This window comes from Roseateles sp. FW301-B2 (assembly GCF_058788955.1).
Window position 1 is genome coordinate 26668 of the sequence record NZ_JBYTBE010000036.1, and the last position, 25566, is coordinate 52233.

Annotated in this window: 21 protein-coding genes and 1 tRNA gene; 12 read left to right on the forward strand and 10 right to left on the reverse strand. The window is 68.5% G+C overall.

Annotated elements, in window-relative coordinates:
* Positions 1 to 9: 9 nt before the first annotated feature.
* Positions 10 to 1023 (reverse strand): AraC family transcriptional regulator, encoded by a 1014-nt coding sequence (locus AC3WQY_RS20285; RefSeq protein WP_492710350.1) that lies wholly within the window; start codon positions 1021 to 1023, stop codon positions 10 to 12.
* A gap of 177 nt (positions 1024 to 1200) precedes the next feature.
* On the opposite strand from AC3WQY_RS20285, the gene AC3WQY_RS20290 reads away from it, so the two are divergent.
* The 7 genes from AC3WQY_RS20290 (at position 1201) to AC3WQY_RS20320 (ending at position 10666) form a co-directional block, all read left to right on the forward strand.
* A complete protein-coding gene (locus tag AC3WQY_RS20290) occupies positions 1201 to 2049 on the forward strand; it encodes a TauD/TfdA dioxygenase family protein (RefSeq protein WP_492710371.1) in 849 nt (282 codons plus the stop codon).
* Positions 2050 to 2285: 236 nt separating this feature from the next.
* Complete coding sequence (locus AC3WQY_RS20295) at positions 2286 to 3974, forward strand: DUF1302 domain-containing protein (RefSeq protein WP_492710351.1); 1689 nt, start codon at positions 2286 to 2288, stop codon at positions 3972 to 3974.
* A gap of 11 nt (positions 3975 to 3985) precedes the next feature.
* The gene (locus tag AC3WQY_RS20300; protein WP_492710353.1) at positions 3986 to 5341 is read left to right on the forward strand and encodes a DUF1329 domain-containing protein; all 1356 of its coding nucleotides are present in this window, start codon (positions 3986 to 3988) and stop codon (positions 5339 to 5341) included.
* Positions 5342 to 5353: 12 nt separating this feature from the next.
* Complete coding sequence (locus AC3WQY_RS20305; RefSeq protein ID WP_492710355.1) at positions 5354 to 6433, forward strand: WD40/YVTN/BNR-like repeat-containing protein; 1080 nt, start codon at positions 5354 to 5356, stop codon at positions 6431 to 6433.
* Between the two features lie 21 nt (positions 6434 to 6454).
* Positions 6455 to 8830 (forward strand): efflux RND transporter permease subunit, encoded by a 2376-nt coding sequence (locus AC3WQY_RS20310; protein ID WP_492710356.1) that lies wholly within the window; start codon positions 6455 to 6457, stop codon positions 8828 to 8830.
* Positions 8831 to 8924: 94 nt separating this feature from the next.
* Positions 8925 to 9221 carry a hypothetical protein gene (locus tag AC3WQY_RS20315; protein WP_492710357.1) on the forward strand — a complete coding sequence of 99 codons (297 nt, stop codon included), beginning with the start codon at positions 8925 to 8927 and terminating at the stop codon, positions 9219 to 9221.
* 20 nt (positions 9222 to 9241) lie between these two features.
* Complete coding sequence (locus AC3WQY_RS20320) at positions 9242 to 10666, forward strand: GGDEF domain-containing protein (protein ID WP_492710358.1); 1425 nt, start codon at positions 9242 to 9244, stop codon at positions 10664 to 10666.
* 42 nt (positions 10667 to 10708) lie between these two features.
* Here AC3WQY_RS20320 and AC3WQY_RS20325 read toward each other — a convergent pair whose 3' ends face one another.
* From AC3WQY_RS20325 to AC3WQY_RS20340, 4 genes are all read right to left on the reverse strand, one after another.
* Complete coding sequence (locus AC3WQY_RS20325) at positions 10709 to 13294, reverse strand: sensor domain-containing diguanylate cyclase (RefSeq protein ID WP_492710359.1); 2586 nt, start codon at positions 13292 to 13294, stop codon at positions 10709 to 10711.
* A gap of 94 nt (positions 13295 to 13388) precedes the next feature.
* The gene (locus AC3WQY_RS20330) at positions 13389 to 13943 is read right to left on the reverse strand and encodes an RBBP9/YdeN family alpha/beta hydrolase (protein WP_492710360.1); all 555 of its coding nucleotides are present in this window, start codon (positions 13941 to 13943) and stop codon (positions 13389 to 13391) included.
* Between the two features lie 2 nt (positions 13944 to 13945).
* Positions 13946 to 15007: a beta-keto acid cleavage family enzyme gene (locus tag AC3WQY_RS20335; protein ID WP_492710361.1), complete on the reverse strand. Its 1062-nt coding sequence runs from the start codon at positions 15005 to 15007 to the stop codon at positions 13946 to 13948.
* A 105-nt stretch (positions 15008 to 15112) separates the two neighbouring features.
* A complete protein-coding gene (locus AC3WQY_RS20340; protein ID WP_492710363.1) occupies positions 15113 to 17791 on the reverse strand; it encodes a winged helix-turn-helix domain-containing protein in 2679 nt (892 codons plus the stop codon).
* 147 nt (positions 17792 to 17938) lie between these two features.
* On the opposite strand from AC3WQY_RS20340, the gene AC3WQY_RS20345 reads away from it, so the two are divergent.
* On the forward strand, positions 17939 to 18937 hold the full coding sequence (locus AC3WQY_RS20345) for a universal stress protein (protein ID WP_492710365.1): 999 nt from the start codon (positions 17939 to 17941) through the stop codon (positions 18935 to 18937).
* Between the two features lie 283 nt (positions 18938 to 19220).
* Here the strand turns inward: AC3WQY_RS20345 and AC3WQY_RS20350 are convergent.
* Positions 19221 to 19296, reverse strand: a tRNA-Ala gene (locus AC3WQY_RS20350).
* 104 nt (positions 19297 to 19400) lie between these two features.
* On the opposite strand from AC3WQY_RS20350, the gene AC3WQY_RS20355 reads away from it, so the two are divergent.
* The 4 genes from AC3WQY_RS20355 to AC3WQY_RS20370 all read left to right on the forward strand — a co-directional run bounded on the left by AC3WQY_RS20355 (position 19401) and on the right by AC3WQY_RS20370 (position 22835).
* Positions 19401 to 20270 (forward strand): alpha/beta hydrolase, encoded by an 870-nt coding sequence (locus AC3WQY_RS20355; RefSeq protein WP_492710367.1) that lies wholly within the window; start codon positions 19401 to 19403, stop codon positions 20268 to 20270.
* 126 nt (positions 20271 to 20396) lie between these two features.
* A complete protein-coding gene (locus AC3WQY_RS20360) occupies positions 20397 to 20819 on the forward strand; it encodes a rubrerythrin family protein (RefSeq protein WP_285232596.1) in 423 nt (140 codons plus the stop codon).
* 65 nt (positions 20820 to 20884) lie between these two features.
* Positions 20885 to 22240 (forward strand): (Fe-S)-binding protein, encoded by a 1356-nt coding sequence (locus AC3WQY_RS20365; RefSeq protein WP_492710368.1) that lies wholly within the window; start codon positions 20885 to 20887, stop codon positions 22238 to 22240.
* Between the two features lie 16 nt (positions 22241 to 22256).
* The gene (locus AC3WQY_RS20370) at positions 22257 to 22835 is read left to right on the forward strand and encodes a DUF3501 family protein (RefSeq protein WP_492710369.1); all 579 of its coding nucleotides are present in this window, start codon (positions 22257 to 22259) and stop codon (positions 22833 to 22835) included.
* Here AC3WQY_RS20370 and AC3WQY_RS20375 read toward each other — a convergent pair.
* The 4 genes from AC3WQY_RS20375 to AC3WQY_RS20390 all read right to left on the reverse strand — a co-directional run.
* On the reverse strand, positions 22828 to 23451 hold the full coding sequence (locus AC3WQY_RS20375; RefSeq protein ID WP_285232593.1) for a YitT family protein: 624 nt from the start codon (positions 23449 to 23451) through the stop codon (positions 22828 to 22830). The genes AC3WQY_RS20370 and AC3WQY_RS20375 overlap by 8 nt on opposite strands.
* Positions 23448 to 23666, reverse strand: a complete 219-nt coding sequence (locus AC3WQY_RS20380) for a DUF2788 domain-containing protein (RefSeq protein ID WP_285232592.1) — start codon at positions 23664 to 23666, stop codon at positions 23448 to 23450. Before AC3WQY_RS20380 ends, AC3WQY_RS20375 begins: the two co-directional genes overlap by 4 nt.
* Positions 23667 to 23950: 284 nt before the next feature.
* Positions 23951 to 24748 carry a DUF2189 domain-containing protein gene (locus AC3WQY_RS20385; protein ID WP_285232591.1) on the reverse strand — a complete coding sequence of 266 codons (798 nt, stop codon included), beginning with the start codon at positions 24746 to 24748 and terminating at the stop codon, positions 23951 to 23953.
* 94 nt (positions 24749 to 24842) lie between these two features.
* The coding region (locus AC3WQY_RS20390) for a C40 family peptidase (RefSeq protein ID WP_492710370.1) at positions 24843 to 25566 on the reverse strand (724 nt) is incomplete at its 5' end.

Here is a 25566-nt window from a genome sequence, read left to right on the forward strand (position 1 = left end):
CAGCGTGCATCAACCGTCGCGCCGCGCCGCCTGGCGCGCCTGACTCGGGCTGCGGCCGAACTGCGCCGTGTACCAACGCGAGAAACCGCTGGGTGCCGAGAATCCCAGCAGCGCCGCCACCTCGGTGAGCGGCCGCTCGCTGTCATCGACATGGCGATGCGCCAGCTCGGTGCGCAGCTTGTTGACGACCTCCGAGAAGCTGGTGCCGTGGTCGGCCAGGCGGCGCTGCACCGTGCGGCAGACGACGCCCAGCTGGTCCGCCACTTGCTCGATGCTGCAGCGGCCGCTGGGCAGCAGCAGCAGGGCGGTGCTGCGCACATCGTCCAGCAGCGACGGGGCGCCGTCCTGCTCGCGCAGCGTGGTGTCGAGAAGCTGCTGGGCGTAGCGGGCCATCGCCGGATCCGCGCTCGGATTGGGGGTGTCGAGGTCCTGGCGGCCGCAGACGATGCCGTTGAAATCGTGGCGGAATTCCACGCAGGGGCCGAACACGCGCATATGGGTGCCGATGTCGGCCGGTGCGGCATGGGTGAAGCAGACCCGCCGCGGCCGCCAGTCGCCGCCCAGGAATTGCCGCATCAGCCGCAGCATCACGCCGATGGCCAACTCGACGCTCTGGCGCACCGGGCCGCTGCGGCCCACCACCACGTCCTCGCGGATCACCACCACACCGGCGGCTTCCTCGATCACCAGGGCCAGGCCACCGTTGAGGGCCATGTGGTAGCGCAGCAGCACGGCCAGGGAGTCGCGCAGGGTCGGCTGGTCGCGTATCAGCATGCCCACCGGGCCGAGGTTGGACAGCTGGCGCGTCTCGGCCATGCGCAGGCCGAAGGACTCGCAGCCCGACGTGGCGGCCGAGCGTTCCAGCAGATCGGCCACCCGTTCGACGGGGATCTTCAGATCCGGCGTGCGCAGTACCGCAGCGCTCAGGCCCGCATCGGCCAACTGGCGCATCGCGTCCAGCCCGACGCTGCCGGCGACGTCCAGATAGTTGGTGAGAGCGGCGGCGCGGACGAGAGCGTTCATACGGGGCTGGAGGCGTGGCGTGAAATGGTAAGTGGCGGTCTTCTGAAGTCAAGCGGGAGGACTACCAGCCTTCCATACTGATCCGCAACACAATCACCATTGGCCACCGGAGACACACAGATGAGCCAAGAATCCATGAGCCCCGCCGTGATCGGCGCCGCCTCCCTGACGCGCAGCATGCGGGTTGAACCCCTGACCTGCAGCATCGGCGCGGAGCTGTCCAATGTGCATCTTGGTGCAGCCGCGCGCGACGATGGCCTGATGGCCGAGATCCGTGGCCTGCTGCTCAAGCACCGCGTGCTGTTCTTCCGCGACCAGGACATCACGCGCGCCGAGCATGTGGCGTTCGCACGCCGCTTCGGCGAACTGGAAGATCACCCGGTGGCCGGCAGCGACCCGGAACACCCGGGGCTGGTGCGCATCTACAAGTCGCCCGATGCGCCCAACGACCGCTACGAGAACGCCTGGCACACCGACGCCACCTGGCGCGAGAAACCGCCCTTCGGCTGCGTGCTGCGTTGCATCGAATGCCCGCCGGTGGGTGGCGACACCATGTGGGCCAACATGGTGCTGGCCTACGAGAACCTGCCAGCCGACGTGAAGGCCAAGATCGCTGGCCTGCGCGCCCGCCACAGCATTGAAGCCAGCTTCGGTGCCGCCATGACGCTCGAAAAGCGCCTGGCCTTGAAGGCACAGTTCCCCGATGCCGAGCACCCGGTGGTGCGCACCCATCCCGAGACGGGCGAGAAGCTGCTGTTCGTGAACGCCTTCACCACCCATTTCAGCAATTACCACACGCCCGAGCATGTGCGCTTCGGCCAGGATGCCAACCCCGGCGCCGGCCAGTTACTGGCCTATCTGATCAGCCAGGTCTACATCCCCGAGTACCAGGTGCGCTGGCGCTGGAAGCCCAACAGCATGGCCTTCTGGGACAACCGCAGCACCCAGCATTACGCGGTGATGGACTACCCGCCCTGCCATCGCAAGATGGAGCGCGCCGGCATCATGGGCGACCTGCCGTACTGAGGCGGCCCGCGCGACGACGCAAAACCCTGCAGCCCCTTGCTGCAACTGCCGTAGCCGTGAGGTCTTGCCGGCGGGCGCGGTGTGCGCGCCCGCCGCCCTCTCCGCACTGACCCTAGCCCCCCTGCCAAGAGGGGGGGTGACGAAGGGGGCGGCCCACAAAATTTTCTTCATGAACCTGGCTTGTTGCGCGTGGCGCGACAGCGGTTCGATTCCAGCCACCTAGAAGCGGAGACACAGTGAAGAAAGCTCAACTGCAACACCCGAGCGCGTGCCTTGCCCGCCGCCACCCCGTCGCTGCGGCGACGCTGCTCATGGCCACGCTGGCCGGGTCTGCCCAGGCCTTCGAGATCGACGCGGGCAACCCGGATCTGTCGATGCGCTTCGACAACACCCTGCGCCTGAACTACGCGCAGCGCGTCGAAGGCCGCGACAGCAAGATCGGCAACTCCGCCGTGGCCGACGAGGGCAGCTGGAGCTTCGACAAGGGCGAGGCGGTGGCCAAGCGCATCGACCTGCTCTCCGAGTTCGATCTGGTCTACAAGAAGCGCTTCGGTGCGCGCGTCAGCGCGACGGCCTGGCGCGACTATGCCTATGGCACGCAGAGCCGCAGCAACCCGAATGCGCCGCTGACCGCTATCCCCAGCTACGCGGGCAAGACCTACAGCCCCTACATCCAGCGCTTCTATCGCGGTGGTTCTGGCGAGTTCATGGACGCCTTCGTGTTCGGCGGCGTCGACATCGGCGAGGTGCCGGTGCAGGCCAAGCTGGGCCGCCACACCGTGTACTGGGGCGAGTCGCTGCTGCTGGGCGGCAATCTGCATGGCATCGCCTACGCGCAGAACCCGCTGGACCTGCAGAAGGGCTTTGCCACCCCGGGCGTGGAGGCCAAGGAGCTGTTCCGCCCGCTCAACCAGCTGTCCGTGCAGGCGCAGGTGAGCGACACGCTGTCGCTGGCCGGCCAGTACATGCTGCAGTGGGAGTCCTTCCGCTACCCCGAGGGCGGCACCTATCTGGGCCCGGTGGACTTTGCCTTCAACGGCCCGGACCGCCAGTTCATCTCCGCCGGCCTGGGCTTCGCCGCCCATGGCGCGGCGGTGCAGCCCAAGCAGCGTGGTGAGTGGGGCCTGTCGGCACGCTGGAGCCCCGCCTGGCTGGACGGCACCCTGGGCTTTTATGTGCGCGACTTCGCCGACAAGATGCCGCAAAGCCTGATCACCCAGGTGGCACCCAACAACAGCCGCTACAACCTCATCTACGCCGACGGCATCCGTCTCTATGGCGTGAGCCTGGCCAAGAGCATTGCTGGCGTGAGCCTGGGGGCCGAGTTCTCGGCGCGCCGCAACACGCCGCTGTCCAGCCAGGTGCTGGGCATCTCGCCGGGCCTGCCCGACGCCGGCCAGACCAAGGGTCCGCGTGGCGACACCCTGCATGCGCTGGTGAACCTGTTGGGCGTGGTCAGCAAGACCCCGGCCTGGGATTCGGCCAGCTGGATGCTGGAGTTCACCGCTTCCAAGTGGACGCGCGTGCGCAGTGGCGAGAACCTCTTCAATGCCGTCGGCTTTGCGCCTTGCAAGGGCAAGGACCTGTGGGACGGCTGCACCACCAAGGGCTATCTGGGCGTGGGCCTGGGCTTCACGCCGACCTGGTTCCAGGTCTTGCCGGGCGTGGATCTGTCGGCGCCACTGGCCTTCTCGGTGGGCCTGCGCGGCAATGCCGCCACCGTGTTCGGCGGTAACGAGCGCATGGGCAATCTCAGCCTGGGGCTGAGCCTGGATGTGCAGCAGCAGTACCGCTTCGACCTCAAGTTCGTCGACTACATCGGTGTCTACAAGGACAACGGCGTGGCCGTCACCGCCCAGAACGGCTTCACCACCTTGCTGCAGGACCGCGGCTTCGTGAGCCTGACCTTCAAGACCACTTTCTGAGGATCGCGATGATGAACAGCAAGCAACTCTCCCAGCGCGTGTTGGTGGCTCTGATGGCCGCCGGCAGCCTGCCCGCCCTGGCCGCGATCAGCGCCGAGGAAGCCAAGCAGCTCGGCAGCACGCTCACCGCCGTGGGCGCCGAGAAGGCCGGTAACAAGGATGGCAGCATCCCCGCCTACACCGGCGGCCTCACCTCGGCGCCGGCCGGCTTCAAGGCCGGTGACGGCATGCGCCCGAACCCCTTTGCCGCCGACAAGCCCAAGTTCTCGGTGGACGCCAAGAACATGGCGCAATATGCGGACAAGCTCACCGAGGGCAGCAAGGCCCTCTTGCAGAAGTACCCGAGCTTCCGCATCGATGTCTACCCGACGCAGCGCAGCGTGGCCTTCCCGAAATGGGTCACCGACAACACTGCCAAGATCGCGCTCAAGGCCAAGACCAGCGCCGATGGCCGCAGCATCTCGGACGCCCACGCCGGTTTTCCCTTCCCCATCCCCAAGACGGGCTATGAGGCGATGTGGAACCACCTCTTGCGCTTCAATGGCCAGGCCTACGAGTCCAAGTACCGCAACCTCAGCGTCGATGCCAGTGGCCGTGCCACCCTGGCGACCGAGGGACAGAGCGTGCAGGAGTATCCCTACTGGGATGCCGCCAAGCAGAGTGCCGATACCTACTGGCGCATCAAGCTGAGCTATACCGGCCCCTCGCGCCGCGCCGGCGAGGCACTGCTGATTGTCGATCCGCTGGACGTGGGCCAGAAGGAGCGCCGCGCCTGGAGCTATCTGCCCGGCCAGCGCCGCGTCAAGGTGGCGCCCGATCTGGCCTTCGACACGCCCAACCCCGGCACGGCCGGCGCCTCGACCTTTGACGACATCTTCCTCTTCAACGGTTCGATGGACCGCTACGACTTCAAGCTGGTCGGCAAGAAGGAGATGCTGGTGCCCTACAACGCTTATGCGGCGGTCTACCAGTCCAAGCAGGACGAGCTCTTCAAGCCCAAGCACCTCAACCCCGACCTGGTGCGCTGGGAGCTGCACCGCGTGTGGGTGGTGGAGGCCACGCTGCGCGAGGGCAAGCGCCACATCTACAGCAAGCGCAACTTCTACCTGGACGAGGACTCCTGGGCCGCGGTGGCCTCCGACGCCTATGACGCGCGTGGCCAGCTCTACCGCGCCGGCTTCGCCTACATGGCACCCAGCTACGACCTGCCCGCGCCCTATACCGACATGTTCGGGCACTATGACCTGATCGGCGGCGTCTACGCCATCACCGGCTACATCGCCGAGACCGGCGGCCTGCGTCACAGCAAGCCCCTGCCCGAGCGCGAGTGGACGGCCGACTCGCTGGCCGGCGCCGGCGTGCGCTGAGCGAGCAGCACCATGGCCATGCCCTGCCGCCGCACCTTGCTGCTATCCCTGCTGCTGGCCATGGCCGGTGGCAGCGGCCTGGCGGCCCAGCCCTTCAAGGATGTGCTGGACACCCCGGCCCAGCCCAGCACGCTGGCATCCCGTGCGCCGCTGGCGGCACTGGCCAAGGCCGGCGCGCGGCTGGTGGCGGCGGGCCAGCGCGGCCATATCCTCTACTCGGACGACCAGGGCAAGACCTGGCACCAGGCCGCGGTGCCGCTCAGTTCGGACCTGCTGGCGCTGAGCTTCCCGAGCGCGCAACTCGGCTGGGCGGTGGGCCATGACGGCGTGATCCTCGCCAGCAGCGATGCCGGCAAGAGCTGGCGCCGCCAGCTCGATGGCCGCCGGCTCGGTGCGCAGATGGTGGCCTTCTACGAGCAGGCCCTCGACGCCGCGCCGCCGGCCGAGCGCAAGCGCCTGGAGGCCGCACTTGCGGACGCCCGGCGCTTTGCGGCGCAGGGGGCCGAGAACCCGCTGCTGGATGTCTGGTTTGCCGACGCCCGACAGGGTTATGCGGTGGGCGCCTTCGGGCTCTTTCTGCAGAGCCGCGACGGCGGCGAACATTGGGAGCCGCTGCTGCACCTGGCCGACAATCCCAAGGCCCTGCATCTGTATGCGGTGCGCGGCCTGGCCGGCAGCGTCTATGCCGTGGGCGAGCAGGGCCTGGCCCTCAGGCTCAATGCCCAGAGCGGCCGCTTCGAGGCCATGAGCCTGCCCTACCAGGGCACGTTGTTCGGCATCACCGGCGACGCGGCCATGCTGCTGGTGCATGGGCTGCGCGGCAACGCGCTGCGCAGCACCGACGCCGGCCGCAGCTGGAGCACCGTGCCCACCGGCGTGCAGGCCGGGCTGACGGCCCATGCCCGGCTGGCCGACGGCGGCTGGCTGTTGGCGAGCCAGAGCGGCCAATTGCTGCTGAGCCGCGATGCCGGCCAGAGCTTCCAGGCCCTCAAGCTGGAACGCACCCTGCCGGCCGCGGCGCTGGCCGAAGGCGCGCCGCGCAGCCTGGTGCTGGTGGGTGCGCGCGGCGCCCAGACCATCTCCTTGCCCTGAGCGGCAAGCAAAGGAATCCGCATGCACGGCCCGACCCCTGTTGTTGAAGACCTGCCCGGGTCGCTGGCGCAATTCGACCCGAGCTCCGGCTCGCGCCTGGAGCGCCTGGTGTTCAATCACCGGCTCGGCATGTTGCTGTTGTGCCTCATGGCGACCCTGCTGCTGGGCTGGAGCGCGGCGACCAAGCTCAGGCTGAATGCCAGCTTCGAAAAAATGATTCCGCGCAGCCACCCCTATATCCAGGCCTACCTGGCCAACAAGGTGGAATTGCGCGGCCTGGGCAATGCGCTGCGCATCGTGGTGGCCAATCCCAAGGGTGACATCTTCGATGCGCAGTACCAGCAGAGCCTCAAGAAGCTGCACGACGAGCTGTTCCTGCTGCCGGGCGTCGACCGCGCCTGGCTGAAGTCGCTGTGGGCGCCGGGCGTGCGTTGGAACGAGGTGACGGAAGAGGGCTTTCGCGGCGGGCCGGTGATGCCAGACAACTACGACGGCGGCCCCCAGGCCACCGAGCAGCTGCGCGCCAATATCGCGCGCGCCGGCATCGTCGGTAATCTGGTGGGCACCGACTTCAAGTCCAGCATGCTGGTCGTGCCCCTGCCGGACCAGGATGCCGCCAGCGGCAAGCCGCTGGACTATCACGCCCTGTCCAGGGCCATCGAGCAGCTGCGCAGCCAGGCGGAATCCGCGGGTGCGGTGCAGGTGCATGTGATCGGCTTCGCCAAGCTGGTGGGCGAGCTGATCGACGGGCTCTACCAGGTCGCGCTGTACTTCGCGCTGGCGGCGGCCGTCGCGGCCGCCATCATCTATGCCTACACGCGCTGCCTGCGCAGCACCGTGCTGGTGATCGCCTGCTCGCTGGTGGCGGTGCTGTGGCAGCTGGGCCTGGTGGCGGCGCTTGGCTTCGAGCTCGATCCCTATTCCATCCTGGTGCCCTTCCTGGTGTTCGCCATCGGCGTCAGCCATGGGGCGCAGAAGATGAACGGCATCATGCAGGACATCGGCCGCGGCGCGCACCGCCTGGTGGCCGCGCGCTACACCTTCCGCCGCCTGTTCCTGGCCGGCCTCACCGCGCTCTTGGCCGATGCGGTGGGCTTCGGCGTGCTGATGGTGATCGACATCGAGGTCATCAAGGATCTGGCGCTCACCGCCAGCCTGGGCGTGGCGGTGCTGATCTTCACCAATCTGCTGCTGTTGCCGGTGCTGCTCTCCTATGTAGGCGTGAGCGCGCGCGCAGCGGCGCGGGAGGCGGCGGGGTCCAAGGGCAACTGGAGCCTGCTGGAGCGCTTTGTCGAGCGTCGCTGGGCCAACGCCACCCTGGCGGTGGCGGCGCTGCTGCTGCTGGGCGGCTATGCGGCCAGCCGGCATCTGCAGATCGGCGACCTCGACCCCGGCGCCCCCGAGCTGCGCGCCGATTCGCGCTACAACCGCGACAACGCCTACGTGACCGGCCACTACACGCTCTCCAGCGACACCTTCGCGGTGATGGTGAAGACGCCGCCCGAGGCCTGCCTCAAGTACGAGACCCTGATCGAGGCCGACCGCCTGGCCTGGCAGCTGCAGCAGCTGCCCGGTGTGCAGACCACGGTGGCGCTGACGAACGCGGTGCGCCAGATCACCGCCGGCAGCAACGAGGGTGCGCCCAAGTGGCTGACGCTGACGCGCAACCAGGACGTGCTGAACTATGCCGCCCAGCAGGCCAGCGTCAACAACCCCGATCTCTTCAACACCGCCTGCTCGGTGATGCCGGTGATCGCCTATCTCTCGGACCACCGCGCCGACACGCTGGCGCGCGTGTCCGCCGCGGCCGAGGGCTTTGCGCGCGAGCACAGCGGCGCGGAACGCCAGTTCCTGCTCGCCGCCGGCAGCGCCGGCATCGAGGCCGCCACCAACGAGGTGGTGAAGAAGGCCTGGACGCAGATGCTGCTGCTGGTCTATGGCGCCGTGATCGTGCTGAGCTTCATCACCTTCCGCTCGTGGCGCGCGGTGGTGGTGGCGGTGGTGCCGCTGGTCATCACCTCGGTGCTGTGCGAGGCCCTGATGGTCGCCCTGGGCATCGGCGTGAAGGTGGCCACGCTGCCGGTGATCGCGCTGGGCGTGGGCATCGGCATCGACTACGCGCTCTATCTGCTGTCGGTGCAACTGGCCCAGCAGCGCCTGGGCGTGCCGCTGCGCGAGGCCTACCGGCGCTCGCTGCAGTTCACCGGCAAGGTGGTGGTGCTGGTGGGCGTCACGCTGGCCGCCGGCGTGGTGACCTGGGCGCTCAGCCCGATCAAGTTCCAAGCCGATATGGGCATCCTGCTGGCCTTTATGTTCATCTGGAACATGGTCGGCGCGGTGCTGCTGATCCCGGCGTTGTCGCATTGGCTGCTGCCGGGCGCCAAGGCCTTGCACTGAATGTCGGTGGGCGTCGCGGCGCAGGATCTGCTGCTGGGCCAATGATCGAGTCGCACTGCGATGGCTGCAGTGCCTGGGCGCCGAGCCGGCGCAGGTGCTGAACCCCGTCGCGGTGGGCGCAGGCCATACCGCGGCACGCCTGCAAGCGACCATCGCCGTCGGCTGCTCGATCGGCTTCGCCGCCTTTTCCCTGCGCGATCGGCAGGGCTTCCTGCCCTCAGCCCAGGTGCTCGAACCGGCGGGCCAGGGGCTGTGCCGGGTCCAACCGTCGGGCCGGTGCGGCCTGGCGCGGCGACCCCGCCCTGAATCGGCGATTGAAAGCGTGTCGCCGGCGGAGTACAAGGCAGGTTGGGAGTCCGCCGAGCCCGCGCCCATGCAGCGCAGGCCCTAGAAGAGCGAGACGAGGTGGCGATGCCCGAGCGGTTGCTCAAACAGGAGGCCCTGTTCCTGTCAACGTTGACGGCCGGGCGCACCGAGCGCCGTGTGGCGCTGGCCATGGTGCTCATTTCCCTGCTGCTATTCCTGGTGCTGGCGCCGCTGGCCAAGACGCAGCTCACACCCTTGTGGGCCTTTATTCCGGCCTATGAGGCTGCCCTGATCGTCACCGACCTGATCACGGCGGCGCTGTTGTTGAACCAGTTCCTGACCTTGCGCGCCCGCTCGCTGTTCGTGCTGGCTGCGGCCTATTTGTTCACGGCGCAGATGACCATGGTCCATGCGCTCAGCTTCCCTGGGCTGTTCGCTGCCGGCGGGTTGCTGGGCGCCGGCCCGCAGAGCACGGCCTGGCTCTATATGTTCTGGCATGGCGGCTTCCCCTTGTTCGTCTGCGCCTATGCCTTGCTGAAGCGCAGCGAACGGCTGCCCGATCCCCGTGTACCGGCGACCGCCCGCATCTGGCCGCAGACCCTGGGCCTGCTGCTGGTGCTGGCGCTGCCGGTGCTGTTGCTGACCCTGCTGGCCACACGCTGGGCCCAGGTCTTACCCGAAATCATGGCTGGCCACCGCTACACGCCGGCCATGCTCGTTGTGGTCGGCACCGTCTGGTGCTGCAGCGTTGCGGCCCTGATCCTGTTGTGGCTGGGGCGGCCTCATTCGGTGCTGGACCTGTGGCTCATGGTGGTCATGGTGGCTTGGCTGATCGATATCGCGCTGTCGGCCATGCTGAACCAGGGACGCTTTGACCTGGGCTTCTATGCCGGGCGCGTTTACGGCTTGATGGCGTCGAGTTTTGTACTGTTCGTGTTGCTGGTGGAGAGCGGGCTGCTGTACCGGCAGCTGGTACAGCTGGCCGGCACGCTGCAGCGGATCACGCTGCTGGACGGGCTGACCGGCATTGCCAACCGGCGGGCCTTCGATGCCGGCCTACAGCAGGAATGGCGGCGCTGCCTGCGCATGGGGCGACCGCTGTCGCTGCTGATGATGGACATCGACCATTTCAAGGCCTTCAACGACGAGCATGGTCATGTGGACGGCGACGCCTGCCTGCGAGCCGTCGCCCAGGGCCTGCAGGCTACCTTGCAGCGCGGCTCGGATCTGGTGGCCCGCTACGGGGGCGAGGAGTTCGCCGTGCTGCTGCCTGAAACCGATGCAGCAAGCGCCTTGCGCGTGGCGCAGCGCTTGCATGGGCACATGGATCAGGTGGCGCGTGAGCAGCATCTGGCGGCGCAGGGGCGACCGATGTCGGTGAGCATTGGCATTGCGACACTGCAGCCGGATGCGCAGGCCGGTGGCCCTGCGCTGGAACTACAGACCGCGTCGCTTGTCAGGCAGGCCGACCAGGCGCTCTATGCCGCCAAGGCTGGCGGGCGCAACCGCGTGGTGCAGGCTCGGGCATGAGGCTGTTCGTGGCCCACGGTCTGACTCGATAGGCACAGCTGCTCACGGGGTGCAGAGGGCATCCGCGGCGTCGATGCAGAAACGGTCGCGGCCGCCGGCCTTGGCCGCGTAGAGCAGGTTGTCCGCGCGCTTGCTGATATCGCGCGGCGTGGCCCCCGGCTCGCCGCGATACAGCGCCACGCCGATGCTGGTGCTGATGTGGACGGAGCGGTTTTCCAGCACGAAGGGTGCGCGCATCGCCTGCACGATGTTGCCGGCGATGGTGGCAGCGTCGGCCGGCGCGGCCAGCTGTTCGACGATGACGGCGAACTCGTCGCCGCCGGGGCGGGCCACGATGTCGGCGCCGCGCAGGCTGCGCGACAGCCGGCCGGCGAAGCCGCGCAGCAGCAGGTCGCCGGCCAGGTGGCCCAGGCTGTCGTTGACCTGCTTGAAGCCGTCCAGGTCCAGCAGCATCAGGGCCATCGTGCCGCCCACGCTTTGGCAGCGCTGCACGGCCTCATGCGCGCGCTGCTCGAAGCCGGCACGGTTCAGGAGGCCGGTGAGGCTGTCGGACTGGCTCAGCTCGATCAGGCGGCGCTCCTCCTGCTTCTGCGCGGTGGTGTCCAGAATCATCGCCACAAAGCCCAGCACCTCGCGGCCGTCGTCGGCGAACTGGGGCAGGTAGCTGGCGCGGTAGCAGCGGTAGCCTTCGCGCGTGGTGATCTCGCTGTCGAAACTCACGGTCTCGCCGGCCAGCGCGCGTCGGATGTGCGGTGCGGCCTCGCCGTACGCGCCCGCGCCAAGCACCTCGCGGACGGTGAGGCCCAGCAGCTCGTGGCGCGGCCGGCCAAAGGCGCGCTCGTAGGCCAGGTTGATGAAGCGATAGCGCTCGTCCGCGCCGACATAGGACACGCGCATGGGCAGTTGATCGGTGATGCTGCGCAGGCGCTGCTCGCTCTGACGCAGCGCCTGTTCGGCACGGCGGCGCGGCGTGATATCGCTGGCCAGGGCGTAGAAGCCGTCCACCGCCCCGGCGGCGTCGCGCCTGGGTACCAAGGCGACGTGGATCCAGCGCTCCTCGGCCCGGCCCTGGATGTGGCGCTCGTAGCTCGCGGCTTCGCCGCGCAGTGCGGCTTCCATGGCCGGCCGCACCTCGGCCCAAGCCGCGTCGCCCAGCACCGCGGCCACGGTCTGCCCAAGAACGGTATCGGGCGCGATGCCCAGCCAGTCCTGGTAGGTGCGGTTGGCGAAGCGGTAGCGGAATTCGCGATCGTGATCGGCGATCAGCGCGGGCGCGCTGTCGGTGATGGCGCGCAGGCGCTCCTCGCTGGCCGCCAGCCTGGCCTGGGCCTCGCGGCCCTCGGTCACGTCGCGCAGCAGCAGCTGCGACAACTGGCGGCCGCGCGCATCGCGGTAGCGTGCGGTCTGGGCCTCCACCTCGAGGCGCCGGCCATCGCTGCGGCATAGCGTCAGCAGGCGCGGCTGGCCCGCCGGCTGTTGCAGGCATTCGGCAAGAGCTGTGCCATTGCCATTGGGCAGTTGCGTGAGCGCCAAGCCGGGTGTGCCAGGCGGCTCTTTCGGCGCCAGCTCCAGCATCAGCCGGGCCTTCGGGTTCAGCGCCGTCAGTTGGCCTTCCGGATCGACCACCAGAATGCCTTCGCTGGCATGCTGGAACTGCGCCTGTTGCTGGCGTTGGCTGGCCAACAGCTCGGCCGCCAGGCCACAAATCAGCACGCCGGTGCAGACCTGGGCGGTGACGTAGCTCCACAGGGCCAGCAGCCCGGCGTGGGCGTCGTATCCGGCGAAGGGGCCAATGCCGCTTGCAGTGCCCCAGGCGGCCGTGCCCGACAGCAGCAACACCGCCAGCGAGGCCGCCAGCACGCCGGCGCGCAGCGCCAGCACGGCCATCAGGAACAAGGGCAGTGCCAGCAGGGGAAAGGTCAAGGCCGTCGAGGGCGCCGTCCAGGGCGAGAAGGTCAGCAGTCCGCAGCCCAGTACCAGGCCCAGCAAGCCCATGTTGAAACGGCCACGGCGGCCGGCGAAGCTGCTGCGCATGCTGGCGCGCGACATCGCGACCAGCGGAATGCCGCCCAGCAGCGCACCAACCGCATCGCCGGTCCACCAGGTGATCCAGGCCGGTGCCCATTGCTCGGCGGTCAGGAAGCCCGCCATGCGCAGCCAGGCGCAACCATTGCTGGCGGTGACCAGCATGCCCAGCGCCACGGCCAGCAGGTAATGGCCCAGGTCGGCACGGCGCGTGAGTGCCGCGTCAAAGCCCAAGCGGCCGAGCAGTCTGGCGCTTAGCCAGGGGCCCAGCGCATTGCCGGCCGCCATGCCGGCAGCCGCCCAGGCGGGCGTGCCGATCTGGTAGTTGATCAGAAAGGCGGCCAACAGCATGGCTGGCGCCATCGAGCTACCCCAGCGCAGATAGGCTGCTAGCGCGATGCCGGTAGGCAGCCAGATCAGCGAGACATGCGATCCGATGTAGGGAATCAGCAGGCCCAGGCGCGCTGCCAGGTAATAGGCAAGCGCGGCCACGCCCATGCGCAAGGCCTGCTGCATGCCCGACGCGTGCGGCGGGCTGTGTTGGGTGCTCGTGTGCACGGCATGCCCCAGCGACGGCGCTTCGTTGGCACCGGTAGCTCCCATGGCTGCTCTTGTCCGGATTTGTGGCCGGCAAGGGCCGCATCATCACCGTCCGCGCTGTCGAGTCCCTGACAACTTGGCACGCGAGGGCGTCAATTCATCGCAGCAGGCCCTGCAGCAAGCTCATGCCTTGCGGCCAGTGCCCGTAGCCCGAGGCCGGGTTCAGGTGACCGACCTCGCCCAGGTCCATCAGTTCGGCGCCCCAGTCCGTGGCCAGTGCGGCGACCCGCGCATAGTCTCCCAGCGGGTCGTTGCGGCTGGCCGCGACGATGCTGCGAAAGGGCAGGGGCTGCCGTGGCACGGGCAGCCAGCCGCCCGCCTGCAGTGCGGCGATGTCGGGGTAGCCGGGGGGCATGGGCCGCTCGAAGTCCGGCGGTGTGGCCAGCAGGGCGCCCTGCACGGCGCGCCGCGTCCGTTGCGCCCAATGCGCCAGCATGATGCAGCCGCCGCTGTGCGCGATGACCACCAGCGGCCCTTGCGCCGATTGCGCTGCCGCCTCGATGGCTGCGACGCGCCGCGCGCAATCCAGGTCCTCGCGTCCCATGGCGGGCACGCAGACCACGCGCGGCAACTGCGCCGCCAGCAGGGTCTGCCAATGCTGCGCGACCTCGTCACGCAGGCCCGGAACGATCAGGACCGTGGCCGCCACCATGATCAGGCCGCCGCCTTGCGCAGATGGCCCTGCTGGCGGCCGGCCGCGTTCGGCGCATAGCCATTGGCGGCCAGGGTTTGCTCCACGCTGTCGTAGAACACGCCGATCTTGCAGATCGCGCGCGCCTCCTTGGCGCTGGCGATCTCGCGGCCGAACTCGCGCGAGATGCGCACCAGCTGCTCGATCTGCTGCACCGTCGTCATCTTGGCCGTGCGCGTCTGGTTCCAGAGGTTGTCCTCGATGCCGCAGCGCACATGCAGGCCCATGGCGATGCCCATCATGTTGATGGGCAGGGTGTTGAGCATGCTGCTTTCCACCGTCAGCATGGTGCCGTCGGGGACGGCGCGCAGGAAGTTGGCGAGGCTGTAGATGGTCGGCTGGTCCATGCCGCCACCGATGGCCACCCAGTTGCACACCAGCGGGCCCTTGTAGATGCCGCGACGGATCAGGCGCTCGACCGTCTCGTAGCTGTTGACGTTGTAGAACTGGAAGGCGCTCTGGATGCCGGCCTTGGTGAGGCGCTGCACATGCTCCTCGAAGAAGTCGGGCGCGGAGGGCACGATCATGTTGGAGTAGGCGCGGAAGCCTGCGGGCTCGGCCAGCGAGGTGCCGGCGATGTCGCGGGCGTCCATCTGTTCGACCACATTCATCTGCGTGGTGTTGACGGTCACCGTCACCTGGTCGGGCTTGGGCTCCAGCTCGGCCAGCATGTGGCGAGTATCGTCGGACAGCCATTTGGCGGCCGCACCTTCGGATTCCGGGGCGAAGGAGATCGAGCCGCCGACCTGGATGATCATCTCGGGCACGGCCTTGCGCACGCCGGCGATGAGTTCGTTGAACATCGACAGGCGCTTGCTGCCGCGGCCGTCGAGCTCGCGCACATGCAGGTGCAGCACGGTGGCGCCGGCGTTGTAGCAGTCGACCGCCTTCTGGACCTGCGCCTCCATGGTCACCGGGATGTCTTCCGGAAAGTCCGAGGGGATCCATTCGGGGCCATAGGGGGCGGCGGTGATGACGAGCTTGTCCTGGTTCTCGGGGAACAGGGAACCGTCGAGGAAGTTCATGTGGGGGCTCCTGGTTGCGGGCGATCGGGAGGTGCGGATGGCACCTTGCTGGTCGCAGCGTAAGGAGCGAGAGGCCGGATGGCCCCCCCATCGCAGAGGGGGGCGCTATTCCAGCGGTGGCAGCAGGCCGAGGATGCGGGCGCGCCCCACCACCTGCTTGCGCGTGCCGGCGTCGAGCTTGGCGAAGAGATTCTTCACATGCCATTTGATGGTCTCTTCACCCACCTGCATGGCCAGCGCGATCTCCTTGTTGGAGAGGTTGCGCGCCAGCAGGTCCAGCACCTCGCGCTCCTTGGGCGTGAGCGCCATGCTGGGCGCCACGCGGGGCCGCGCGGCCTCGGTGGCTGCCGGCACGCGCATGGCGCCGGCCAGCACACCGCGCGGCACGCTCGTGGTGGGGTGTTCGTCGCCGGCCTGCAGCTGGCGCACCCAATCGCCCAGCTCGGGGTGGGCGTCGATGAACACGCGCGCCAGGCCATGGCTGGCCGCCAGGTCCATGGCCTCGCGCATCAGGGCCGCGGCGCCGCGTTCGCCGCAACGGTCCAGTGCATAGGCGCGCAGGGCCTGGGCCTCGATGCGAAAACGCCCCAGCTTGAGCGCCTGGGCGCCGCTCACGGCGGCGTCGAGCAGGCCGGCGGCAGTGCGCCAGTCCTTCGCCGCGATGGCGGCATGGCCGCGCGCCAGCGCCGCCAGCATGGCCACATTGCCCTGCCACAGCGGGCCGGACGGATGGTCGGCCGCGGCCAGCAACTCGTCCAGCTGAACCAGCAGGGCGCGGCAGGTCTCGCTGCGGAAGCGCCCCGCGTGCAGGCGCATCTGCTCGGTGAGGCTGGCGATGCGCAAGCGCGGCAGCCGGCGTGCCTGGCCCACCGCGTCCAGCGCGGCGAGCAACTCCAGCGCGCGATGCTCGGCACCGGCGGCATTGGCGATGCGCGCCATGCTGCGGTAGCCCAGCAGCACGGTCTCGGGCAGGCCGCTGCGTTCCAGGATGTCGAGCCGATTGGCCAGCAGGGCGGTGGCTTCGGCAGGTTGGTTCTTTTCCCACAGCGCGGCGGCCAGCAGGGCGGCGAGCATGCAGGCAAAGGTGCTGCGCCGGCCCAGCTCGGTTTCGGCATGGCGCAGGGCCATGCGCAGCTGTGCCTCGGCCTGGTGTACCTGGCCTTCCCACAAGCAGCTCATGCTGCGTATCAGATCGGCCCAGTGGGCCAGATAGCGGCTGCCACCGCCCGCCAGGGCGTTGGCCTCCTGCAGGCGCAGGCGCGCCAGCGCGGGCTCGCCCGCCAGCAGGCTGCGGAAGGCGCTGCGGTTGGCATGAATCTGCAGCAGCAAGGGGTCGGTTAGCGGCGGTTGCTGCGCCCAGGGATCGTGCAGGGCCGCGAAACGGTCGGGGTCATCGGCATAGACGGCCGCGCCGCTGAGTATCAGCGCGCATTCGCAGCGCAGGGCTTCGTCCACCCGCGGCTGGGCCAGGATGCGTGCCACCACCTGGCCGGCGGCCTCGTGATGCTCGCTCAACGCCAGCGACCAGGCGGCGGCCAGCTGCAGGCGCGGGCGCTGCTGCAGCTCCTCGTGCGACAGGCGTGCCAGCCATTCCAGCACCGCGGCATGGTGGCCATGGCGGGTCAGGGCCTCGTAGACGCTGCGCTCGGCCAGGTCCAGGGCCTGGTCGCGCTGGCCCGCGGCCCAGGCATGACGGGCCGCAGCTTCCAGCATGCCGCGCGATTCCAGCCATGCGGCGGCGCGCTGCTGCAAGGCGGCCAGCTCGGCCGCGGGGCGGGCCTGCACGCGTTCGCGCAGGCGTTCGCGTGCCAGCGCATGCAGGCGCAGCCAGTCGCTGTCTTCGGCACAGCTGAGCAGGGGGGTGTCGCGCACCAGCCGGGCCAGGCAATCGGCGGCGTCGGCGCGGCCGCTCAGCGCCGCGCAGAGCGCGGGGTGCAGGTGATCGACCAGCGACACATCCTCCAGAAAACGCACGTCGGCTTCCGAGAGATTGGCCAGCAGCAACTCCAGCAGCTGCTGCCGCAGGCTGCCGCTGCCCTGCAGCGAACTCAGTGCAGCGCGTGCGTCGGCGCCCTTGGCCAGGGCGGTGAGCAGCAGTTGCAGGCCCAGTGGCCAGCCCTCGCAGAGTTCGTGCAGCCGCGCCGCCATGTCCAGGTCCAGCCGCTCGCCCAGGCGTTGGCGCGCCAGGTCCAGCGCCTCCGCCAGGCTGAAGCGCAGCTCGGCAGGCTCAAGCCGCAGCGCCTGGCCATAGGTCAGCAAGTCGTCCATGCCCAAATCGCAATCGGCGCGCGCCGCCACGATGACGCGCAGATTGGGGGGCTGGTTGCGCAGCAGATAGGCCAGCAGGGCGCGGCTGGCGGGTGGCAGCCGGTCGGCCTCGTCGATGACCAGGGTCAGGTCCAGCGCGGCCTGGGCCAGCTCGGCCAGCCAACGCGTCACGCCTTCCAGCGGCTCCTGTTGCACCCCCGCATCCAGCAGATGCTGGCCGAATGCGGGGCGGCTGGCGCCCAGGCGCACCGCCAGGGTCAGGCCTTGCAGCAGGCGCGCTTCGTCGTCCTGCGGCTGGCTGGAGAACCAGGCCACCACGCCACCATGGCCGATCAACTCGAGCCGCCATTGCGCCAGCAGGCTGGTCTTGCCATAGCCGGCGGGGGCCTGCACCAGCAGGCTGGCGGCGTCGCGCAGGCGCGGCCCGGCGATCTGCAAGGCCACACGCGCCAGCAGCTGGCGCGGCACGCGCGGCGGCGTCACTTTCAGCAGCAGGTCGGGGGCGGGCGGCAGCAAGGCGGGGTTGGAGCGGCGTGCAGGTGCCCGATCCTAACCGCGGGGCTGGCGCCAGCTTGCTTGGTGCTGTGGCCCCCCCGACGAGAGTGGGGAGGCCAGCGCGCGCGCTGCCTAGCATGAAGGTCAAGCCTCAAGAGGGAGACGCGCATGTACCAGCACCTACTCGTTCCGGTCGACGCGACCGAGCTTGCCATCGACCTGGTGGGCCAGGCGGTGGCACTGGCGCGCAGCCTGGGCGCGCGCGTGAGCTTCTTCCATGCCCTGCCGAACCATGCGGCGCATCTGGCCAGCGATCTCGAGATCCTGCGCGCCGCCGCGCCCGAAGCCCATGCCCTGGCCGTGGGCGGCTATGCGCGCGAGCTGCTGGCCAAGTCCAGCGCCGCCGCGCGTGCGCTGGGCGTGCCCTGCAGCAGCCACCACGCGGTGGGCGATCAGGTTGCAGCTGCCATCGTGAAGGCGGCGCACGAACTCGGCTGCGACCTGATCGTGATGGCCTCGCATGGCCGGCATGGCCGACTGGGCATGGCGCTGGGCTCGCAGACGCTGGCGGTGCTGCGCGACGCCGGCCTGCCGGTGCTGGTGGCGTCCACCGGCGAGCTGCCGGCACCATCGCGGGCCTTGGCCGTGATCCGCGACGAGCACCGGGCCCTGGCCGCGGTGCTGCACGCCTGGCTGGATCGCCTGCAGTCGGAGCGCCTGCCCAGCGCCGCGGCGATGCGGGCGGCACTGGCCTTCCTGACCGAGTTTTCCTTCCAGCAACACCATCCCAAGGAGTCCGAGCATCTGTTCCCGCTGATACGCCAGCGCACCTTGACGCTGAACGCCGAGCTCGACGAACTGGACCATCAACACGAGCGCGACCACGAGCTGCTGCAGCAACTGGCCGACGACGTGGCGCGGCTGGAGTCCCCCGCCGCGGCCGGCCGCAGCGACTGGCAGGCCTTGCAGCAGCACTTGCAGGCCTATGCCGAGTTCGTCTGGGAGCATCTGGGCCGCGAGGAGGGCGTGGTGCTGCCGGCCGCGCAGCGCTACCTGATCGATGCCGACTGGCTGGCACTGGATCAGGTGTTTGCGGGCGAGCGCGCCCGCGCTGCCTACAACACCGGCGTGGCGGCGCAGCGCGCACTGGACCAACTGGCAACCTGAGCACTCCTGGCTCACAAAGCGCGATGCCGTTGCCCAGCCATTGCTCGAGCCACCGGAGGCGAGATCAGGTCAGAGGGCAGCGCGATTCAAACGCCAAGCGCACCCTGTCGCCCACGTCAAAGTGGCGCGCGGCTGCGGAGGCGCAAGGGCTATTCCTTCGATGCCCGGCCCGGGCGGGTGGTATTCATAACCTTGCCGACGCCTCCAGAAGCCCATAAAGCTGCCAAGCCGGCAGCTTTATGAGTCAAGGCGCACAGCGCTGAGCTGCCGACGATGGTGATGGTGGTGGAGAGGAGGAGGATCGAACTCCCGACCTCCGCATTGCGAACGCGGCGCTCTCCCAGCTGAGCTACCCCCCCGACGCAGAGAAAGTATAGCCAGAGTCCTAGGGCTTTTGCGGTAGCGTTCGCCCGGTGGACCTGGGGAAACTACCGGGTCTTGATGCTTGTTTGCGGAGGATTTCATGTCCAGCCGGTCGCCCGAATGGTTCGATGCCCAGTACAACAACCGTGCCCGCGTGGCCGACAGCGCGGTGCTGCTGGAGCGCTGGCAGCGGGCCTCGCAACTGGTGCGCGAGCAGCTGGCCTGCGAGCCGGACCTGGCCTACGGCGCCGGGCCCGACGAGCGCCTGGACCTGTTCCGCACCGAGAGCGCCAAGGCGCCGGTGCTGGTGTTCCTGCATGGCGGCTACTGGCGTGCGCTGGACAAGGCCGATCATTCCTTCATCGCGCCCGCCTTCACCGACGAGGGTGCCCTGGTGGTGCTGCCCAACTACAGCCTGTGCCCGGGCGTCAGCATGGAGCGCATCCCCTTGCAGCTGACCCAGGCGCTGGCCTGGGTGTGGCGCAACATCGCCGATTTCGGCGGCGACCCGAACCAGATCGTGCTGGCCGGGCATTCGGCCGGCGGCCATCTGGCCGCGATGCTGAGCTGCTGCGATTGGAAGGCCGTGGCGCCCGACCTGCCACGCCAGCTGGTCAAGGGCGTGCTCTCGCTCTCGGGCCTGCATGATCTGGCGCCGCTCCGCCAGACGCCCTATCTGCAGCGCGACCTGCAGCTCGGCGCCGATGCGGTGCGCCGCCTCAGCCCGGTGAACTTCCCGGCCCCCGATTCGCCCCTCTACGCCCTGGTGGGCGGGGCCGAGAGCGAGGAGTTCCTGCAGCAGAACAGCGCCATCCGCCGCGCCTGGGGCGAGCGTGCGGTGCCGGTGTGCGAGACGCTGCCCGGGCTCAACCACTTCACCGTGCTGCACGACCTGGCCGACCCGCAGGGGCGCAGCCACCAGCTGGCGCGCAAGCTGCTGGACCTGCGCTGGTATAGCGCACTGCTATGAGCCAGATTGATTCTTGGTATTGGCGGGCCCTGGTGGCTTGAGTTAGCGTCGCCCTGTGCTGCCGGGTGTCGCAGTTTCGGGCCTCTCAGGCAGCCACCGACCGACCAACCATCACTGGAGAGCGACATGGGCTTGAAAGGATCGAAGACCGAGCAGAACCTGAAGGACGCGTTTGCGGGTGAATCGCAGGCGAACCGACGCTACCTCTACTTCGCGAACAAGGCGGACATCGAGGGCCAGAACGATGTGGCCGCGCTGTTCCGCTCCACCGCCGAGGGCGAGACCGGCCATGCGCATGGCCATCTGGAGTTTCTCGAGGCCGTGGGCGACCCGGCCACCGGCCTGCCGATCGGGCCGACGCGCGACAACCTCAAGGCCGCGGTGGCCGGCGAGACGCACGAGTACACCGATATGTACCCGGGCATGGCCAAGACCGCACGCAGCGAGGGCTTTGACGAGATCGCCGATTGGTTCGAGACGCTGGCCAAGGCCGAGCGCTCGCATGCCAACCGCTACCAGAAGGCCCTGGATGCCCTGGTAGACATGTGAGGAGGGCTGTGGCGGCGCCCTGAACAAGTTTTCAGGACGCCGCCCCTGTATGCGGGAGCAACTGCATGACGAGCAAGCGCGAAGGCAATCTCGAAGCCCCCACCCGGCACCCGCTGGACTGGAAGAACCCCGTCTTCTACGACGAGCAGCAATGCCTGCACGAGATGGAGCGCATCTTCGATATCTGCCATGGCTGCCGCCGCTGTGTGAGCCTGTGCCAGAGTTTCCCGACGCTGTTCGATCTGGTGGACGAGGGCAAGACCGGCGAGCTCGACGGCGTGGCCAAGCAGGACTTCTGGAAGGTCGTGGACCAGTGCTATCTCTGCGACCTCTGCTACATGACCAAGTGCCCCTATGTGCCGCCGCATGTCTGGAACCTGGACTTCCCGCACACCATGCTGCGTGCCAAGGCGATCAAGTTCCGCAAGGGCGAGGTGGGCGCGGGCGAGCGCTTCTTGGCCTCGACCGATGTGCACGGCCAGTTCGCCGGCATCCCGGTGGTGGTGCAGCTGGTGAATGCCGTCAACAAGACCCGCGTGGCGCGCAAGGCCATGGACGCGGCCCTGGGCGTGCATCCCGAGGCCTGGATGCCCGAGCTGGCCGGCCAGCGCTTTCGCTGGGGCGCGGCCAAAAGTGCAGGTGAGGGCCCGGCCACGCATGGCGAGCGCACGCCCGGCAAGGTGGCGATCTTCGCGACCTGCTACATCAACTACAACGAGCCCGGCATCGGCCACGACCTGCTCAAGGTGCTGGCCCACAACGACATCCCCTACGTGATCGTCGAGAAGGAGAAATGCTGCGGCATGCCCAAACTGGAGCTGGGCGATCTGGCCACGGTGGAGAAGCACAAGGACGCCAACATCCCGGTGCTGGCGCGCTATGCGCGCGAGGGCTATGCCATCCTCTCGGCCATTCCCAGCTGCACCCTGATGTTCAAGCAGGAGCTGCCGCTGATGTTCCCGGACGAGGCCGATGTGCAGCTGGTGATGGAGGCGGTCTGGGACCCCTTCGAGTACCTGATCGCGCGCCACAAGGACGGCCTGCTGAAAACCGATTTCAAGGCCGCGCTGGGCAAGGTCAGCTACCACATCCCCTGCCATGGCCGGGTGCAGAAGATCGGCCGCAAGACCGAGGAGATGTTCAAGCTGATCGGCCAGACGGTGAGCGTGCAGCTCAACACCGTGGAGCGCTGCTCGGGCCATGCCGGCACCTATGGCGTGAAGACGCCTTACCACCCGGTGGCGATGAAGATCGGCAAGCCGGTCTTCAAGGCCATGGCCAAGGACGAGCCCGACCATATCGCCAGCGATTGCGCGCTGGCCGGCCACCACATCGCCCAGGGCATGCAGCAGGCCGGCACGCCGGCCAGGCATCTGGCTCACCCGCTGAGCCTCTTGCGCATGGCCTATGGATTGACCTAGCAAGACGAGCGAGCACATGACCATCACCCGCGACAGCCTCATGACCCTGGAGGCCTATGCCCGGCACCGCAAGCAGCACCACGGCGCGGTGATCGCGCACCGCCGCCTGCGCAGCGTGGCCCTGGGCGAGCACATGAGCTTGCAGTTCGAGGACGAGCAGACCATCCGTTATCAGATCCAGGAGATGCTGCGCATCGAGAAGATCTTCGAGGAGGAGGGCATACAGGGCGAGCTGGACGCCTACCTGCCCTTGGTGCCCGATGGCACGAACTGGAAGGCCACCATGCTGCTCGAGTATCCCGACCCGCATGAGCGCAAGCGCGAGCTGGCGCGGCTGATCGGCGTGGAGGACCGCCTGTTCGTCGAGGTCGAGGGCCATGCACGGGTCTACGCGATCGCCGACGAGGATCTGGAGCGCGAGAACGCCGAGAAGACCTCGGCCGTGCATTTCGTGCGCTTCGAGTTCACGCCCGCGATGCGCGAGGCGCTGCGCGCCGGCGCGGCCGCCAAGCTGGGCTGCGACCACGCCAACTACCCGATCCACGGCCAGATCCCGGCCGAGACCCTGGCCAGCCTGGCTGGGGATCTCAAATAGCCAGATAGCGCCCGGGACGGTGGTTCACCGCCAGCGCGGCATTCATGGCCGCCATGCCGATCAGCGACAGGCCGATGCGCTCCGGCGCCACCCAGGCGAGCGAACTCAGGAGGATCGCCGCGTCGAGCGCCGCCTGCACGTAGCCGGCGCGCCAGCCACGCTTTTCCTGCAGGAACAGCACCAGGATGTTGAGCCCGCCCAGGCTGGCCTTGTGGCGGAACAGGATCAGCATGCCGGCGCCGATCAGCAAGCCGCCGGCAATCGCGGCAAACCAGATGTTCAGCTGCGCAAACTGCAGCCAGCGCGGCAGCACCTCGGCCAGCAGCGACATCAGCGTCACCGCGCAGACGGTCTTGACCGTGAAGGCCAGGCCCATGCGGCGGTAGGCCAGCCAGTAAAAAGGCAGGTTCAGGCAGAAGAACAGCGCGCCGAAGGGCAGGCCGCTGGCGTAGTGCAGCAGGAAGGCGATGCCCACCGTGCCGCCGGTGAGCATGCCGGCCTGCTTGAACAGCGCCACGCCCAGCGCCACGAACAGGGTGCCGGTGATGAGGGCCTGGGCATCCTCGAACAGCGAGTGGCGGAAGCTGCGCGTGCCGGCTTTGTTGCTATTGCTCATTCGCCCAGGCCGCTCAGGAAGTACTTGATCAGGCCCTTGGCGGCAAAGCCTACCAGGCCGAAGCCCAGGCCCAGCAGCAGGATGAAGGTGCCGAACTTGCCGGCCTTGGACTCGCGCGCCAGCTGCAGGATGATGAACACCATGTAGAGCATGAAGGCCGTGACGCCGAACGTCAGGCCGAATTGCGCGATCTGCTCTTCCGAGTATCCGAACATGGGGTCAGGTCTTTAGGGCCTACGAATACTGCGTTCGCCAGTGCGAACGGGGCCGGCAGGGCCCAGGTCTAGGCGGACTACGAAGCCCAGGCTTTCTGCCTGGGTGAGGAGTTCAACGACGAGATGGGCCCTGCCAGCCCCGTTCCCTTCGGGGTGCCACCAGAAAGGCCGTGCACGTCGTTGCAAAGCCTCGCCGGGGGAGTGGCCCCGGCTTCGGTTTGCGCCTAGTTCACGGCTTTTCTGGTGGCAACGCATCTGGCAAACGCAGTGTTAGTAGGCCCTGGTCAATCGATGCGGGCCATGCCCGAGGTATCCACCAGGTCGCGGTAGGCATGCCAGCTGGCGTGGCCCAGCCAGGGCAGGATCACCACCAGGCCCAGCATCAGGGTGGCCATGCCCACGAGGGTCAGGGCCATGATGAGGGCGGCCCACAGCGCCACCGGCGCCGGGTATTCCATCACCGCGCGCCAGCTGGTGAAGACGGCGCCCAGCACGCTGATCTGGCGATCCAGCAGCAGCGGCACGGCAATCAGGGTGGAGGCGAACACCGGCGCGGCCAGCACCGCGCCCAGCGCCAGCCAGGCTTCGAACAGGTGCGAGCCCTCGTTCAGCACCACATGGCGCACGAAATCCAGCGGCTTGGTGATGGGCACGCCGGCAAAGCCGGTGATGAGCGCCGCCGAGGTCAGCACCCAGCCGCTGCCGGCCAGGGCCAGCAGCAGGCCGAAGCCCACCAGGCGGCCGTCGCGCGGCTTCCAGACCTGCAGCACGGTGGCGAGCGTCGCGCGCCGGCCGCGCTCCAGCTCACGGCTGATCGCGTAGAGGCCGGTGGCCAGGATGGGGGCGACGAGCAGGAAGCCGCTGAAGGCGCCGGCCAGCAGCCAGAAGCGGTGGCGCGCCAGCATGAAGATGGCGGCGCCGGCCAGCGCCAGCACCAGGCCATGCAGCAGCGAGGGGCCGGGGCAATGCACCAGATCGGCCCAGCCGCGCGCCAGCCAGCCCAGTGGGCGCAGCACGGGCACGGGCTTGACGCCGAAGCGGCGCGACTCCTGCAGGGCTTTCTCGGTATGTTTGTTGGGCATGAAGATCATCATGCTGCCATGCTCGCACGGCAGGCGGCTTGATGGTCATCAAGAGAACCCTTGGCCGCTTGTGCGCGGGCCCCTTCGGGGGCGCTCAGCGCAGCAAGGTGCTGGCGTCGACCGCGCTGCCCAGGTCGGCGCGGCGCGCGCCGGTGAAGCGCTTGGCCCAGTAGGCCTCGCGCATGTCTTCCACGCGCACGGAGCTGCCGGTGCGCGGGGCGTGGATGAACTTGCCCTCGCCCACATAGATGCCCACATGCGAGAAGGTGCGGCGCATGGTGTTGAAGAACACCAGATCGCCGGGCTTGAGCTCGTCCTGCTTGATGGGCATCAGGCTGGAGAGCCGGGCTTGCTCGTCGGCGCGGTGCGGCAGCACCAGGCCCACGCTCTTTTCGAAGATGTGGCGGGTGAAGCCGCTGCAATCGAAACCGCTGTCGATCGAATTGCCGCCGCGCTTGTAGGGCACGCCGAGGAAGTTCATCGCCGACAGCACCAGGTCGGAGGCGGTATCGCGCACCGAGCTGAGGAATTTGTTGGACTCCAGCTGCGCCTGGCTCAGGAGGCCGCGCTCCTGCAGAAAACGCGAGACGGCGTCGGTGGCGTTGGTGGCGTTGCTGGCATTTTGGCCAGCTGTCGCCGGGGCCGGCGTTACGGCCGCGGGCGCTTGTTGCAGCAGGCTCTGGCCGTAGGCGCCGGTCATCGTGCCGGGCGGTGGGGTCAGGTTTTGCGGCGCTTGCTGTGCCCAGGCCCCGCTGCCCAGCAGACCCGCGCACAGGCTCAGCCCGCAAGCCAGTGGCTTGAGACGGGCAGGGCGGGTG